The following is a 14,009-nucleotide window of genomic DNA, read 5'->3' as shown; positions in this document are numbered from 1 at the left end:
CTCAAGCCCTCTCGCCGCGAATCGACACTGCCGGGAACGGGTAGTGCTCGTTGCGCTCCACCCAGTCCATGAAATCGGCGCGTGCGCCGGGGAAGCCGATCAAGGTCCAGCCGACCATGCCTTTGTTACCGCCGTGGATCGGGTCGCAGAAGAACCCTTCCTTGGTGTTTTGCAGCAGCAGGCTGAAGAAAATCTTCGGCGGAACGCTGTCGAACTGCGGTTTTCCGGCCTCAAGCTGCTTGAGCAAATCGTCTCGGGTAGCGCTGTCTTGCGCAGCAAATGTTTTACCGTTGAAGGCTTTCGACCAAGCGTCCGTCGCGGCGATGCCCAGGCGATAGATCTCCCTTGGGACCAACTTGCTCTGCCAGCCCATCTCCGGCGCGGCGTCGGCGTTGAACGGGCCTTGCATGTACCACAGGGCGCCAGCGGCGTAGGGGGTGTTCATCTGCCGGTCGATGTATTCCGGCACGCCGGCTTCCAGGGCGCCCGGGCCTTGTTCGTCGGCCGGGATCAGGCGCTCCACCGCGGCCTGGACGAAGGCCCATTCCTCGGCGGTGAAGTAGGTCGGCTGATAGGCCTCGGTGCTGGCCAGGGCCGGGGGCCGGGCCGGCTCGACCGGCTTGGCCGATTCGGGCGCGGCCATCAGCATCGAGCTGCCCAGGCCGGTACTGGCGACCGTGACCACCGGGATCAAGGTCAGGGATTTGCGCAAAAACTCACGCCGCGGGTTGTCTTGATCGTGATCAGACATGGGGAGACACCTCACACTAGGCATTCACGGGTTGGGCAGCCGCGTCATGGCGTGGCTTGTCGTTATGGCGGCGACAGGGGTCGACCCGGCGCCGGAGAACAGAGTTCAGCAAACTTTGGTTACAAATGGTAGCAGGCTAAGCTTTTCAGATGAAACGCTTCAGCTGGAAAAAACAGCGATCGCCGGGGAAAAAACGCAGGCATTTGCTTCACGTTTCTTTGACAAGCACCTCACAGGGCTTTGACCGGCCCGGGAAGAAGCTAGGCTTCCCTCGATCCCTTTCCCGGTTATGGCCTTCTGCATGCACAACACTCGTGTCCTTCCTGCCCTCTGCCTGTCCCTCCTGGCACTGCTCGCCTGGCCCCAGGCGCAAGCCGCGGAAACCAGTTCGACCCGCCCGGCCCAGTGGGCCCAGCCTGTCGAGACGCACTACAACCTGTACCAGATGTCGCCGACGCTCTACCGCAGCGCCTTGCCGGACAACAACGCCGTGCCCCTGCTGGAGAAGCTCAAGGTGACAACGGTGATCAATTTCCTGCCGGAGTCCGACGCCAGCTGGCTGGACGCTCCGGGGATCAAGCGGGTGCAACTGCCTTACCGGACCAATCACGTGGACGACGCCGATGTGCTGGCGGCCCTGCGGGCGATCCAGGACGCCGAAACCCAGGGCTCGGTGCTGATGCACTGCAAGCACGGCTCGGACCGTACCGGCCTGATGTCGGCGATGTACCGGGTGGTGGTTCAGGGGTGGAGCAAGGAAGAGGCGCTGAATGAGATGACCGGAGGCGGGTTTGGTGACAGTTCCCACTTCAAGGACGGCATTCGCTACATGATGCAGGCCGATGTCGACAAGTTGCGCACCGCCCTGGCCAATGGCGATTGCAGCACCAGCGTGTTCGCCCTCTGTTCGGTGAAAAGCTGGTTCGAGACGGCAAGTACCGGCAAGCCGGCGAATTGATTGCGTGATGGGGAAAGGGGCTTGATGCCCTGTGTAGGAGCGAAGCTTGCTCGCGATGGCGGTATGTCAGACCTACCGCGGCGCCTTGATCGCCAGCAAGCTTGGCTCCTACAGGAACCTGGAACTACTTGGGTTCGTCGGTTTTCTTCTTCAACTTGGGGTTGGGGAAGAACTGCACCGCCTGGACCTTGGCGTCCGGCGCCTTCAGGGCCGCCGTGTTGACCCGCGTGCTCAATTCCTTGGGCACCGACAGGCCCTGCTCGTTCAAGGTGTCGGCATAACCGCAGGCCACGCACTCGCGATGGGGAACGTCGTCTTCGCTCCACATCATCAGCTTGTCCTGCTCGCTGCAGGCCGGGCAGACCGCCCCGGCGATAAAGCGTTTTTTCGTCTTCACTGGCCCCTCGCTCATGCCGCTGCGTCCTCGGTCAGGCCGCTGTGGCGCAAGAGTGCGTCAATCGACGGCGCACGTCCGCGGAAGTCGACGAACAGCACCATCGGCTCCTGGGAACCGCCGCGGGCCAGGATCGCTTCGCGGAAGGCCCGACCGGTCTCGGCATTCAGCACGCCTTCCTCCTCGAAGCGGGAGAAGGCATCGGCCGACAGCACTTCGGCCCACTTGTAGCTGTAGTAACCCGCCGCGTAACCGCCAGCGAAGATGTGGGCGAAGCTGTTGGGGAAGCGGTTGTAGGCCGGCGGACGCATCACCGAGACCTCGTCGCGCACGCCTTCGAGCACTTGCAGCACCGCACGGCCGTCGCCATGGGTGGCATGCAGTTCGAAGTCGAACAACGAGAACTCCAGCTGGCGCACCATCATCAGGCCAGACTGGAAGTTCTTCGCAGCGAGCATTTTCTGCAGCAGGTCCTGGGGCAGCGGTTCGCCGGTTTCATAGTGACCGGAGATCAGCGCCAGGCCTTCCGGCTCCCAGCACCAGTTCTCCATGAACTGGCTCGGCAGCTCCACCGCATCCCAGGCCACGCCGTTGATGCCGGAAACCCCGGAATATTCGACGCGGGTCAGCAGGTGGTGCAGGCCATGGCCGAACTCGTGGAACAGGGTGGTGACTTCATCGTGGGTCAGCAGGGCAGGCTTGCCGCTGACAGCCGGGGTGAAGTTGCACACCAGGTTGGCCACCGGGCTTTGCAGCACGCCGGCGAAGGTGCGGCGACGGTCCCGGGCGCCGTCCATCCAGGCACCGCCACGCTTGTTGGCGCGGGCATACAGGTCGAAGAAGAAGCGGCCCACGTGCTGGCCATTTTCCTTGATCTCGAACAGGCGCACGTCCGGGTGCCAGGTATCGAAGCCCTTCAGCTCGGCGATCTCGATGCCGTACAGGCGCTGGACAATGGCGAACAGCCCGCCGAGCACCTTGTCGATCGGGAAGTAGGCGCGCAGGGTTTCCTGGGCCACGCTGTAGCGCTGCTCGCGCAGCTTCTCGCCGTAGAAACCGCTGTCCCAGCTTTGCAGGTCCGGGCAGCCCTGTTCGGCGGCGTAGGCCTTGAGCTGTTGCAGGTCCTGGGCGGCGAACGGCTTGCTGCGCTGGGCCAGGTCGCGCAGGAAGCTCAGCACCTGGTCGCCGGACTCGGCCATCTTGGTGGCCAGGCTCAGTTCGGCGAAGTTGGCGTAACCCAGCAGTCCGGCCAGTTCCTGGCGCAGGTCGAGGATTTCGTCCATGACCGGGCCGTTGTCGTGCTGGCCGGCGTTCGGGCCCTGGTCCGAGGCGCGGGTGCAGTTGGCGACGTAGACCTCTTCACGCAGCGCGCGATCTTCGGCGTAGGTCATCACCGCGTAGTAGCTGGGGAATTCCAGGGTGATCAGCCAGCCTTCCAGGTCCTTGGCCTGGGCCGCGGCGGCCATCTGTGCCTTGGCCGAAACGGTCAGGCCGGCCAGGGCCGCTTCGTCGGTGACGTGCTTGGTCCAGGCCTGGGTGGCGTCGAGCAGTTGGTTGGAGAAACGGCTGCCCAGCTCGGAGAGCTTGCTCTGCACTTCGGCGTAGCGCTTCTGCTGCTCCGGCGGCAGGTCGATACCCGACAGGCGGAAGTCCCGCAGGGAATGTTCCAGGATGGTTTTCTGCGCCACCTCGAAACCGGCGGCTTCCGGGCTGCCCGCCAGGGCTTCGAAGGCCTGGAACAGCTCGCGGTTCTGCCCCAGCTCGGTGGCATAGGCGCTCAGGGCCGGCAGGCAGGACTCGTAGGCCTCGCGCAGCTCGGCGCTGTTGCACACGGCGTTGAGGTGGCTGACCGGGCTCCAGGCCGCGCCCAGGCGGTCGTTGAGCTCGTCCATGGCCAGGACCAGGCCGGCCCAGGTCGGTTGGCTGCCCTGGTTCTTGAGGATTTCAGCGATGGCGGCGCGGTTGTCAGCCAGGATCTGTTCGATGGCCGGCTGTACGTGCTCGGCGCGGATCGCCGAAAACGGCGGCAGGTCGTAGGGCTGCAGAAGAGGGTTGTTCACACTCACGGTGGGCACCTTGGCTGGAAGAAACATTGCGCCATCTTAATTACAATCGCCGTCAGCCGCAGCTATCGCCCCCATTAATAAATGTCAGAGCAGGTAACCCACTTGGCCATCCGCACCTATCAGAAGCACACGCCCATCCTCGGCCCCCGGGCCTTCGTCGACAGCTCGGCGGTGGTGATCGGTGACGTCGAAATCGGCGCCGACAGCTCGGTCTGGCCACTGACGGTGATCCGCGGCGACATGCACCGCATCCGCATCGGCGCCCGCACCAGCGTGCAAGACGCCAGCGTGCTGCACATCACCCACGCCGGCCCCTTCAACCCGGACGGTTTCCCGCTGCTGATCGGCGACGACGTGACCATCGCCCACAAGGTGATGCTGCACGGTTGCAGCATCGGCAGCCGGGTGCTGATCGGCATGGGCAGCATTGTCATGGACGGTGCGGTGGTGGAGGACGATGTGATCGTCGGCGCCGGCAGCCTGGTGCCGCCGGGCAAACGCCTGGAAAGCGGCTTCCTCTACGTCGGCAGCCCGGTGAAGCAGGCCCGCCCGCTGACCGACAAGGAACGCGCGTTCTTCACCTACAGCGCCGCCAACTACGTGAAGCTCAAGGACCTGCACCTGGCCGAAGGCTACGACCAGGCCTGAGCCCCCATCCCCTGCCAGGAATACCCATGCATTACCAAACCGTTCTGTTCGACCTCGATGGCACCCTGACCGACCCGCGCGAAGGCATCACCCGTTCGATCCAGTTCGCCCTCGGCAAACTGGGTATCGACGAACCCGACCTGAGCAAGCTGGAACACTTCATCGGCCCGCCGCTGTTGCAGGCCTTCATGCAGTTCTACGGCTTCGACGAGGCCCGGGCCTGGGAGGCGGTGAATTTCTATCGCGAACGGTTCAAGGTCACCGGCCTGTATGAAAACCGGGTGTTCGACGGCGTCACACCCCTGCTGGAAACCTTGAGCGAGCAGGGCCGCCAGCTGTACATCGCGACCTCCAAGCCCTGGGTGTTCGCCCGCGAGATCGCCCGGCATTTCGATTTCGCCCGGCACTTCAAGGTGATCTACGGCAGCGAACTGGATGGCACCCGCACCGACAAGGTCGAGCTGATCCGCCACCTGCTGAGCGAAGAAGGCCTGGACCCGCGCGACACCCTGATGATTGGCGACCGCAAGCACGACCTGATCGGCGCCCGCCGCAACGGGCTGGACGCAGCCGCGGTGGGCTACGGCTTCGGCAGCCACGAAGAGCTCAGCGCCGAAGCGCCGGCCTACCACTTCCAGACCCTGCACGCGTTGCACCAGGCGTTCTTGCAGCGCTAGGCCCCTCTGATCGCGAGCAAGCCTCGCTCCTGGATCATGTAGGAGCGAGGCTTGCCCGCGATAGCGTCCGTCTAGGCGCCGCCCATCAAGGCTTTCAGCGCCGCCTTGCGCTTCTCGACCGGCAATGCGCCGAGCTTCTCCACGGCCTGGTAGAAGGCCGGCCAGTCCCCGCCCGACTGCTTGAACAGCGCAGAAAACGCCGGCACCCACTGGTCGTACAGGCCGAAAGGCAGCAGCTTGGCATTGTTCATCGGGGTGTTGATCCAGAGGTCGTAGCGCGGGTCGCCGTGCCATTGGCTATCCCTGAGCTGGCGGTAATCGCGGCGCAGGCGTTCGAATTCGGCCGCTTTGCGCTGGCGCATCTGCTCGGCGGGCAGCGGCAGGGCATACAGGCCTTCCAGGCGCTGGCGGGTGTCGAGAATCAGCTGGATGAACTGGTCCCGCTGCTGGGCCAAGGCATCGCTGGAAGGCGGCAAGCCTCGGACCGTGCGCCATTGCCGGGTGCCTTCCTGCTCGACGAAGGTGGCGAAGGACTCGTTGAACTCAGTGTCGTCCTTTACATAGAAGCGCTGATGGGCCAACTCATGGAAGATCAGGGTCGCCAGACGCTCGTCGCCCCAGTGCAGCATCGAGCTGAGGATCGGGTCGTTGAACCAGCCCAGGGTCGAGTAGGCCTCCACCCCACCGATGGCCACATCCAGGCCCTGCTGCTTCTGCAAGGCCGCCTCGCCCCGGGCCGCGCCCTGGTTGTAGTAGCCGCGATAGGCCACACAGCCGGCAATCGGGAAGCAGTGAGTCCGGGGGCTCAGGGAAAACTCGGGGGTGCTGAACACGTTCCACACCACGAAGGGCCGGCCGATGTCGGCATAGAGGCGGTAACTCTGGTTGTCCGGCAGGTGCAGGTGTTCGCTGGCAAAGCGCCGGGCCTTCTGCGACTGGGCCAGATGGGCACGCAATTGCGGGTCGCGCGCCGGGTCGGCGATGACCTGATCGACCGGCGTACGGGCTTGCAGCAGCCGCCACTGGCCGCTGGCCAGTTGCCCGTAGTAATCCAGGCTGGAACAACCGTTGAGCGCCAAAAGCAGCAGGCCCGGAAACAAAAAGCGTAAAAGACGATCAAGTACCCCATGGCTTGAACGCGGCCTAATCAAATCGAATCATCCTTCGAGAGTCTGCTCGCAAGACTATCTCGCCTGCCTGGAGTTTCGCTATGCGCGTGTTGCTGCTGACCACCGGACTGTTGACCCTGGGCGGCTGTGCCGGACTGCCCACCCCCGACCCGACACAAGCCTGGATCGACCTCGACACCCACCAGGACACCGCCCTGCAGGCGCTGGAGGTCGACGAAAAGGCCTGGGTCGACCGCCGGTATTTCGAGGTCCAGCCGGGCAGCCACGAGCTGAAGGTGCGCTACCAGTTCGCCGTGGAGCCCAGCAACATCGGCCCGGACAGCGAACCGCTGTGGCGCGACTGCACGCTGAACGTGAAATACAAGGACTTCAACGCCGGCCAGCGCTACCAGTTGCAGACCGGCAACATCGGCTTCCGGCCCTGGGCCAGGCTCTATGACCAGCAGCGCAACCTGGTAGGCACCGGCCAACCGGCGGGCTGCCAGCGCACCTGATCGGCGTTATGCTGGAGGCCTCTTCCCGGACGGCCGACACCATGCGCCAACCCTTGCTGCTCCTTGCCCTGACCAGCCTTGTTGCCTGCTCCAGCCCCTTGCCGGCGGTGGACCCACAACGGGCCTGGGTCGATTTTTCCACCCCGACGCCAGGCGGCAAGCTGCTGATGGCCGAGCGCCTGGACAACCAGCGCCTGAGCGATGGCCGCTATTTCCAGGTCACCCCGGGCAGTCATGAGCTGATGGTGCGTTTCGATTTCGAGGTGTTCAGCGGGCGGATCGGTCTGATGAACGATCCGGCTGAGCGTTTGTGCTACCTGAGCATCCGCTACGACCATTTCGAAGCCGGCCAGCGTTACCTGCTGGAAGCCCGCTCGCTGGGGTTCACCCCCAGTGCCCGGCTGTACAACGCCAAGCGTGAGCTGCTGGCCGAAGACCACATGGTCAACTGCGTGATCTGAGGGATCAGTTGTCGTTTCTCTGATAGATGATCGCCTTGGTGCCGTTTTCGCAGGTCCCGACCACCATGGCCGCGTCATGCTTTTCGGCTTCCTCCTTGCTGACGATCTCCAGGGTGTAGGAGGGTACGGCATTGGCCTGGATCTTGATTTCAATCTCTTTCTTGAGTTCTTCACAGTCCTTCGGAGCCGCCAGGGCCGAGGTGGCCAGCGTGCAACAAACAACTGCCAGGGCAAAACGTTTCATGATGTGGAGCTCCCTTGATGCAGCGCCCACGGTCATGGGCTGAGCCTGCAGTCACCTATTCGACCACATTTTCATGAAACGAGTTCTGATACCGCACCTGTCTGGCGCGGGGATTTTTGCCTTGGCTATTGAAACTCGGGTATATGCCCACATTGCAAGGAACAGACTGACAGCACTCGGCAGGTTTTGGCTCACGACAAAGGCCTGCACACCCAAAGGAGAAGCAGGCTCATGAAACCACTGTCCGACGTAAAGTTTTCCACCCTCGACCTGGTCCCCGTGCGCGAGGACGGCAGCCCGGCGCAATCACTGCGCAACTCCCTGGACCTGGCCCGGCATGTCGAGAAGTTCGGCTACACCCGTTTCTGGGTCGCCGAGCACCACAACATGGACGGCATCGCCAGTTCCGCGACCTCGGTGCTGTTGGGTTACCTGGCTGGCGGCACTTCGAGTATCCGCGTCGGCTCTGGCGGCGTGATGCTGCCCAACCACGCACCGCTGGTGATCGCCGAGCAGTTCGGCACCCTGGAAAGCCTGTACCCGGGGCGTATCGACCTGGGCCTGGGCCGCGCGCCGGGCTCGGACCAGATGACCGCCCGCGCCCTGCGCCGGGAACGCTCCGGCAGCGCCGACGATTTCCCTGAGGACGTGGCCGAACTGATGGCCTACCTCGGCCCACGCACCCCGGAGCAGCGGGTGATCGCGGTGCCGGGCACCGGTACCCAGGTACCGATCTGGCTATTGGGTTCGAGCCTGTTCAGCGCGCAACTGGCCGGGGAACGCGGCTTGCCTTACGCCTTCGCCTCGCATTTCGCCCCGCGCTACATGCATGAGGCGATTCGCGTGTACCGCAATCACTTCAAGCCCTCGGCGGTGCTCGACAAGCCTTACGTGATGCTCGGCGTACCGTTGGTGGCGGCCGATACCGACGAGCAGGCCGACTACCTGGCGACTTCGGTGTTCCAGCGGATCCTCGCACTGATGCGCGGCCATAGCCTGGTGCAGCGCAAACCGGTGAAGAGCATGGATGGCCTGTGGCTGCCCCATGAGAAAGAGGCCGTGAGCAGCTTCCTTGGCCTGGCCATGATCGGCAGCCCGGCGAAAATCCGCGCCAAGCTCGAAGTGCTGATCGAACAGACCGGCGCCGACGAGCTGATCTTCACCTGCGACCTGTACGAACACGCCGACCGCCTGCATTCCTACGAGCTATTGGCGCAGGTCATGAAGGGCTGAACCGGCCTGGACAGGGTGAAAAACCGGGCATAAAAAAGCCGACGCAGTGCGTCGGCTTGTTCACATCCGCAAGGGCTCAGCCACGCTTGTAGACGATTTCCTTGGTGCCGCCTTCGCAGGTACCGACAACCTTGCCGCCAGCCGCACTGCCTTTGTCGACGATTTCCAGCGAATAACCCGACACGCCCTTGGCGTCGATCTTCGCCGCGATTTCGCTTTTCAGCGTTTCGCAGGATTTGCCCGCTGCAAGGGCTGTTCCCGCGACACTCAACAACGCTAAAGCCATTACCAGTTTTTTCATCGGTCACATTCCCTGGTCGGATCAAAGAAAGCGTCAAGCCCCAGCCCGCTCGGTCCGGGGCGGATATAGCGCTTTGCCATTTCCTATGGCAATCGGCCAGCGCCCAAGTTCAACAGACTAGCTCAGGTTCAGCTGTTGGCAATCCGGAAACCGACCTTGAGCGTGACCTGGAAATGCGCGGCCTTGCCGTCGCGGATATGCCCGCGGGTCTCCGTGACTTCGAACCATTCCATGTGCTTGATGCTTTTGCTGGCTTCGGCCAGCGCATTGTTGATGGCGTCTTCGATGCTGCTCGGGGACGAGCCGACCAGTTCGATTTTCTTGTAGGTGTGATGATCAGACATGGCGTTCTCCTTGTGAGGTAGATCAAAGCCTAGCAGCGATTATCGGCAACACTTGAACAAGCCCCGGCCCTCGAACACTCAGATTTACTGCACTTTCGCCAGGCCACGCAGTCGGACCTTACAGACCCTCATCACAATGCAGGAGAGCCACCATGGCCAACACCTCGTTACGCAAAGCCTCATTGGAAAGCATGGAAGCCGAGATCGAAAGTCTGCTCAAGGCCCTGGAAAGCCTCAAGGACGACGCCTCGGAGGAGTCGCGCAAAACCCTCAAGGCGCTGAAAAGCAACGCCGAGAGCGCGCTGAAACATTCGCGCAGCCTGCTCAGTGACGCCTATGCGGAAGTCAAGGTGAAAACCCGTGAAACCGGGATCGCCACCCGGGATTACGCCCAGCAACACCCCTGGACCACCGCCGGCGTCGCCGTAGGCGCGCTGGGCCTGCTGGCCGCCTATCTGCTGTGCAAACGCGGCAACTAACGACTCTGGCGCAGCTCGTGGGTGAGCCACTGCGCCAGTTGCCGAGCGCGCCCGTCTGCGGCGCGCTTGGGTAGCCACAACGCCAGTTGCCCCGGGGTTTCGCAGAAGCCCCACGGGGCGACCAGGCGCCCGGCGCGCAGGTCCTCGGCCACCAGCGGCTGCGGCGCGATCGCCACGCCAAGCCCGGCCACCGCCGCCTCCAGCAAATAATACAAATGCTCGAAACCCTGCCCGTACTTCAACGCCCCGGCGTCGAGGCCGTTCTGCCGTGCCCAGCTGGGCCAGGCCTGGGGCCGCGAGGCGGTCTGCAGCAACGCCTCGCCCAGCAGCGCGCTGGCCGGCGCCGCGCGCAGCTGTTCGTAGCGACCGTAGCGCGGGCTGAGCACCGGGCCGATGCGCTCGCGGGCCAGTTCGAAGACTTGCATGTCCGCCGGCCACGGCGGTTCGGCGAACACCAGCAAGGCGTCCAGCCCCGGCCGGCGCGGGTCGAGATCGCCTTCGCCGGCCGACAGGTGCAGGCGCAAGTCCGGCAGGTCGGCGTTCAGCCGCCCCAGGCGCGGAATGAACCAGCGCGCCAGCAGGCTGCCGGAACAACCAAGGACGAAGGGCGCGTCGGCGGTGCTCCGGGTCAGCTCGGCGCAAACCGTACGCAGACGCTCGAAGGCATCGCTGCTGGCATCGCGCAGACGCACCCCGGCATCTGTGAGTTTCAGGCCGCGCCCTTCCTTGACGAACAGGCTCACGCCCAGATGCTCTTCGAGCACCTTCAACTGCCGGCTGACCGCGCCATGGGTGACGTGCAGCTGCTCGGCCGCCTGGCTGACGCTGTTCAGGCGGGCGGTGGCTTCGAAGGCCCGGAGGGCGTTCAGCGGGGGCAGGTCGTGGCTCATGGAATAGGTGAGTTTTTCTGACAGGTTGTGGCGATCTTATCGGTTTTCAGCCTGGGGTGTCAGGGGTAGAGTGAAGACCATTGTCAGTCCACGCATCGACCCTTTTGACGAATCACCGGGAGCGCCCCAATGACCCAGACCAACCTGCGCAACGGCCCTGATGCCAACGGCCTGTTCGGCGCGTTCGGCTTCGGCATCGCCCTGGCGCGGTTTCGCCGGAGCCTGGCGTCCTGAACGCGGAATATACCTGCAACGTGTAGGTGCGAAGCTTGCTCACGATCAGCCAGGAGGCTGAGATTTGGCGGGGTCCGCGCTATCGCTATCGCGGGCAAGCCTCGCTCCTACGGATCCAGCGTTACTGGATGATCAGGTTGTTGAACAGCAGGTCTTCCACCACCGGCTTGCCGGTCTCGTCGTTCATCACCTGCTGGGTCTGCTTCAGGGCTTCCTGGCGCAGCTTTTCCTTGGCTTCGACGTTGCTCATGGTTTCCGTGGTCTGTTGGGCGAACAGCGCCACCAGCTGGTTACGGATCAACGGCTCGTTGGCCTTCACCGCCTGGGCCGCGGCATCGCCGGTCACCCGCAGGGCGACGTCGGCCTTGTAGACCTTGAGCTTGGGGCCGCCATCCAGACCGTAGTTGCCTACGAACGGCGGGTTCAGGCTGATGTAACTGACTTTCGGTGCTGCGCCTTCTTTGGCTTCCTCGGCCATGGCTGCCATTGGCAGAGACAGGGCCAGCATCCACATGATCCACGCTTTCACAGTTCGCTCCTTATCCGGTAGGCGGTCTAGCATAAAGGCCCCTGCGCCTGTGCCCAAGCACAAAGCTTATGGCCGGCTATCAGGACGGGGCATGCTCGTTGACCGCGTTTTTCACCCACCTACACTTATCGGCCACCACTCCCAAAGGAATAGCCCTGATGAAAGCCGTGCTGTGCAAAGCCTTCGGCCCCGCCGAAACGCTGGTGCTGGAAGACGTCGCGAGTCCTGTACCGAAGAAGAACGAAATCCTGCTGCAAGTGCATGCGGCCGGGGTGAACTTCCCGGACACGCTGATCATCGAGGGCAAATACCAGTTCAAGCCGCCCTTCCCGTTCTCGCCGGGAGGCGAAGCCGCCGGGGTGGTCGGCGCCGTCGGCGAGAAGGTCGGCCACCTCAAGGTCGGCGACCGGGTCATGGCGCTGACCGGTTGGGGCAGCTTTGCCGAAGAAGTGGCGGTGCCGGGCTACAACGTCCTGCCGATCCCGCCGTCGATGGACTTCACCACCGCTGCCGCGTTCAGCATGACCTACGGCACCTCGATACACGCCCTCAAGCAGCGCGGCAACCTGAAGCCCGGGGAAACCCTGCTGGTGCTCGGCGCTTCCGGCGGCGTGGGCCTGGCGGCGGTGGAGATCGGCAAGGCCATGGGCGCGCGGGTCATCGCCGCCGCCAGCAGCGCCGAGAAACTCGCGGTGGCCAAGGCCGCCGGCGCCGACGAACTGATCAACTACAGCGAAGCCAGCCTGAAGGACGAAATCAAACGCCTGACCGACGGCCAGGGCGCCGACGTGATCTACGACCCGGTGGGCGGCGACCTGTTCGACCAGGCCGTCCGCGCCATCGCCTGGAACGGCCGGCTGCTGGTGGTGGGTTTTGCCAGCGGGCGCATCCCCGAGCTGCCGGTCAACCTGGCGCTGCTCAAGGGCGCGGCGGTGGTCGGGGTGTTCTGGGGTTCGTTCGCCCAGCGCCAGCCCCAGGACAACGCGGCGAACTTCCAGCAACTGTTCGCCTGGTTCGCCGAAGGCAAGCTGAAGCCGCTGGTCTCGCAGGTCTATCCGCTGGCCGAAGCCGCCAGTGCCATCAACGACCTTGGCCAGCGCAAGGCGGTGGGCAAGGTAGTGGTCCAGGTTCGCTGAGCCTCTCCCTTCTATTCCTGTAGGAACGAGCAAGCTCGCTCCTACAGGGGATATTGGATACGCCCCCTACTTATCTGTAAGCGACACGTTCGTAAAAGAACATGCAATCGCTCCGGTTTGCTGTGTTTGTGAATAAGTGGCAGTGCTATTTTCGGTAACGAAACTGTAACATTCGCATCCGCAGTCAAAACAAGAAATTTGGAGCTCTTGAATGTTTGCTTTCTTTCGACCTGCCACACATCGGGCGCCTCTGCCTGACGAAAAAATAGACAGTACCTACCGCCGCCTGCGCTGGCAGATCTTCGCCGGGATCTTCATCGGCTATGCCGGTTACTACCTGCTGCGCAAGAACTTCTCCCTGGCCATGCCCTACCTGATCGAAGAGGGTTACACCCGCGGCGAGCTGGGCCTGGCCATGTCGGCGATCGCCATCGCCTACGGCCTGTCGAAGTTCCTCATGGGCCTGGTGTCCGACCGCTCCAACCCACGCTACTTCCTGCCTTTCGGTCTGCTGGTGTCGGCCGGGGTAATGTTCATTTTCGGTTTCGCGCCCTGGGCCACGTCCAGCGTGACCATGATGTTCATCCTGCTGTTCATTAACGGCTGGGCCCAGGGCATGGGCTGGCCGCCAAGCGGGCGGACCATGGTGCACTGGTGGTCGCAGAAGGAACGCGGTGGCGTGGTGTCGGTGTGGAACGTCGCGCACAACGTCGGCGGCGGCCTGATCGGCCCGCTGTTCCTGCTGGGCATGGGCTGGTTCAACGACTGGCACGCGGCGTTCTACGTCCCGGCCGCCGTGGCCCTGATGGTGGCGCTGTTCGCCTTCGCCACCATGCGCGACACCCCGCAATCGGTGGGCCTGCCGCCGATCGAGAAGTACAAGAACGATTACCCGGAAGGCTACGACGCCAGCCACGAAGAAGAATTCAGCGCCAAGGAAATCTTCGCCGAGAAACTGGTGATCACCGTCAATGACGACACGCCGACCGCCACCGGCACGGCTGTGACCGGCACCGTCGATGAAGACGGCCTGGCCAATG

The 14,009-nt window shown here is 63.6% G+C and carries 19 protein-coding genes; 10 read left to right on the top strand and 9 right to left on the bottom strand.

Features of this window, described 5'->3' with window-relative positions:
- Nucleotide 1: 1 nt before the first annotated feature.
- Nucleotides 2-751, bottom strand: coding sequence for a gluconate 2-dehydrogenase subunit 3 family protein (locus ACQKQA_RS15570; RefSeq protein WP_427559061.1), 750 nt, complete (start codon nucleotides 749-751; stop codon nucleotides 2-4).
- A gap of 46 nt (nucleotides 752-797) precedes the next feature.
- Between ACQKQA_RS15570 and ACQKQA_RS15565 the strand changes: the two genes are divergently transcribed.
- Together ACQKQA_RS15565 and ACQKQA_RS15560 are read left to right on the top strand one after the other, a co-directional pair.
- Complete coding sequence (locus ACQKQA_RS15565; protein ID WP_427559058.1) at nucleotides 798-995, top strand: hypothetical protein; 198 nt, start codon at nucleotides 798-800, stop codon at nucleotides 993-995.
- 57 nt (nucleotides 996-1,052) lie between these two features.
- A complete protein-coding gene (locus tag ACQKQA_RS15560) occupies nucleotides 1,053-1,709 on the top strand; it encodes a dual specificity protein phosphatase family protein (RefSeq protein ID WP_427559056.1) in 657 nt (218 codons plus the stop codon).
- A gap of 124 nt (nucleotides 1,710-1,833) precedes the next feature.
- On the opposite strand, the gene ACQKQA_RS15555 is transcribed toward ACQKQA_RS15560, so the two are convergent.
- Both ACQKQA_RS15555 and prlC read right to left on the bottom strand, forming a co-directional pair.
- Nucleotides 1,834-2,121 carry a YheV family putative zinc ribbon protein gene (locus ACQKQA_RS15555; protein ID WP_427559053.1) on the bottom strand — a complete coding sequence of 96 codons (288 nt, stop codon included), beginning with the start codon at nucleotides 2,119-2,121 and terminating at the stop codon, nucleotides 1,834-1,836.
- A complete protein-coding gene (gene prlC / locus ACQKQA_RS15550; RefSeq protein ID WP_427559050.1) occupies nucleotides 2,118-4,196 on the bottom strand; it encodes an oligopeptidase A in 2,079 nt (692 codons plus the stop codon). Before prlC ends, ACQKQA_RS15555 begins: the two co-directional genes overlap by 4 nt.
- A gap of 75 nt (nucleotides 4,197-4,271) precedes the next feature.
- Here prlC and ACQKQA_RS15545 point away from each other — a divergent pair, with 75 nt between their 5' ends.
- Nucleotides 4,272-4,817 carry a gamma carbonic anhydrase family protein gene (locus ACQKQA_RS15545; RefSeq protein ID WP_427559048.1) on the top strand — a complete coding sequence of 182 codons (546 nt, stop codon included), beginning with the start codon at nucleotides 4,272-4,274 and terminating at the stop codon, nucleotides 4,815-4,817.
- A 26-nt stretch (nucleotides 4,818-4,843) separates the two neighbouring features.
- Nucleotides 4,844-5,494, top strand: a complete 651-nt coding sequence (locus tag ACQKQA_RS15540) for an HAD family hydrolase (protein WP_427559045.1) — start codon at nucleotides 4,844-4,846, stop codon at nucleotides 5,492-5,494.
- 71 nt (nucleotides 5,495-5,565) lie between these two features.
- Here the strand turns inward: ACQKQA_RS15540 and ACQKQA_RS15535 are convergent, their stop codons facing one another.
- On the bottom strand, nucleotides 5,566-6,645 hold the full coding sequence (locus ACQKQA_RS15535) for an aminopeptidase (protein WP_427559042.1): 1,080 nt from the start codon (nucleotides 6,643-6,645) through the stop codon (nucleotides 5,566-5,568).
- 59 nt (nucleotides 6,646-6,704) lie between these two features.
- Between ACQKQA_RS15535 and ACQKQA_RS15530 the strand changes: the two genes are divergently transcribed.
- Both ACQKQA_RS15530 and ACQKQA_RS15525 read left to right on the top strand, forming a co-directional pair.
- Nucleotides 6,705-7,118 carry a hypothetical protein gene (locus tag ACQKQA_RS15530; protein WP_427559039.1) on the top strand — a complete coding sequence of 138 codons (414 nt, stop codon included), beginning with the start codon at nucleotides 6,705-6,707 and terminating at the stop codon, nucleotides 7,116-7,118.
- A 41-nt stretch (nucleotides 7,119-7,159) separates the two neighbouring features.
- Nucleotides 7,160-7,579, top strand: a complete 420-nt coding sequence (locus ACQKQA_RS15525) for a hypothetical protein (protein WP_427559036.1) — start codon at nucleotides 7,160-7,162, stop codon at nucleotides 7,577-7,579.
- Between the two features lie 4 nt (nucleotides 7,580-7,583).
- On the opposite strand, the gene ACQKQA_RS15520 is transcribed toward ACQKQA_RS15525, so the two are convergent.
- Nucleotides 7,584-7,823, bottom strand: coding sequence for a DUF1161 domain-containing protein (locus ACQKQA_RS15520; protein WP_427559033.1), 240 nt, complete (start codon nucleotides 7,821-7,823; stop codon nucleotides 7,584-7,586).
- 231 nt (nucleotides 7,824-8,054) lie between these two features.
- On the opposite strand from ACQKQA_RS15520, the gene ACQKQA_RS15515 reads away from it, so the two are divergent.
- Nucleotides 8,055-9,056, top strand: a complete 1,002-nt coding sequence (locus tag ACQKQA_RS15515) for an LLM class flavin-dependent oxidoreductase (RefSeq protein ID WP_427559030.1) — start codon at nucleotides 8,055-8,057, stop codon at nucleotides 9,054-9,056.
- A gap of 76 nt (nucleotides 9,057-9,132) precedes the next feature.
- Here the strand turns inward: ACQKQA_RS15515 and ACQKQA_RS15510 are convergent, their stop codons facing one another.
- Both ACQKQA_RS15510 and ACQKQA_RS15505 read right to left on the bottom strand, forming a co-directional pair.
- On the bottom strand, nucleotides 9,133-9,357 hold the full coding sequence (locus ACQKQA_RS15510; RefSeq protein WP_427559027.1) for a DUF1161 domain-containing protein: 225 nt from the start codon (nucleotides 9,355-9,357) through the stop codon (nucleotides 9,133-9,135).
- Nucleotides 9,358-9,485: 128 nt separating this feature from the next.
- Nucleotides 9,486-9,701 carry a dodecin gene (locus tag ACQKQA_RS15505; protein ID WP_427559024.1) on the bottom strand — a complete coding sequence of 72 codons (216 nt, stop codon included), beginning with the start codon at nucleotides 9,699-9,701 and terminating at the stop codon, nucleotides 9,486-9,488.
- A 152-nt stretch (nucleotides 9,702-9,853) separates the two neighbouring features.
- Here ACQKQA_RS15505 and ACQKQA_RS15500 point away from each other — a divergent pair, with 152 nt between their 5' ends.
- On the top strand, nucleotides 9,854-10,180 hold the full coding sequence (locus ACQKQA_RS15500; RefSeq protein WP_427559022.1) for a DUF883 family protein: 327 nt from the start codon (nucleotides 9,854-9,856) through the stop codon (nucleotides 10,178-10,180).
- Here ACQKQA_RS15500 and ACQKQA_RS15495 read toward each other — a convergent pair.
- The gene (locus ACQKQA_RS15495) at nucleotides 10,177-11,070 is read right to left on the bottom strand and encodes a LysR family transcriptional regulator (protein ID WP_427559019.1); all 894 of its coding nucleotides are present in this window, start codon (nucleotides 11,068-11,070) and stop codon (nucleotides 10,177-10,179) included. The genes ACQKQA_RS15500 and ACQKQA_RS15495 overlap by 4 nt on opposite strands.
- Before the next feature lie 355 nt (nucleotides 11,071-11,425).
- Nucleotides 11,426-11,833, bottom strand: coding sequence for a flagellar basal body-associated protein FliL (locus tag ACQKQA_RS15490; RefSeq protein ID WP_427559016.1), 408 nt, complete (start codon nucleotides 11,831-11,833; stop codon nucleotides 11,426-11,428).
- A 158-nt stretch (nucleotides 11,834-11,991) separates the two neighbouring features.
- Here ACQKQA_RS15490 and ACQKQA_RS15485 point away from each other — a divergent pair, with 158 nt between their 5' ends.
- Nucleotides 11,992-12,969 (top strand): NADPH:quinone oxidoreductase family protein, encoded by a 978-nt coding sequence (locus tag ACQKQA_RS15485; protein WP_427559013.1) that lies wholly within the window; start codon nucleotides 11,992-11,994, stop codon nucleotides 12,967-12,969.
- 211 nt (nucleotides 12,970-13,180) lie between these two features.
- Nucleotides 13,181-14,009, top strand: an 829-nt coding sequence (locus ACQKQA_RS15480; protein ID WP_427559010.1) for an MFS transporter, incomplete at its 3' end; no start/stop codon positions are given.

Source organism: Pseudomonas sp. NPDC089530 (assembly GCF_050280705.1).
In the GTDB taxonomy this organism is placed as follows: domain Bacteria; phylum Pseudomonadota; class Gammaproteobacteria; order Pseudomonadales; family Pseudomonadaceae; genus Aquipseudomonas.
This window is presented reverse-complemented; position numbering and strand designations above follow the sequence as displayed.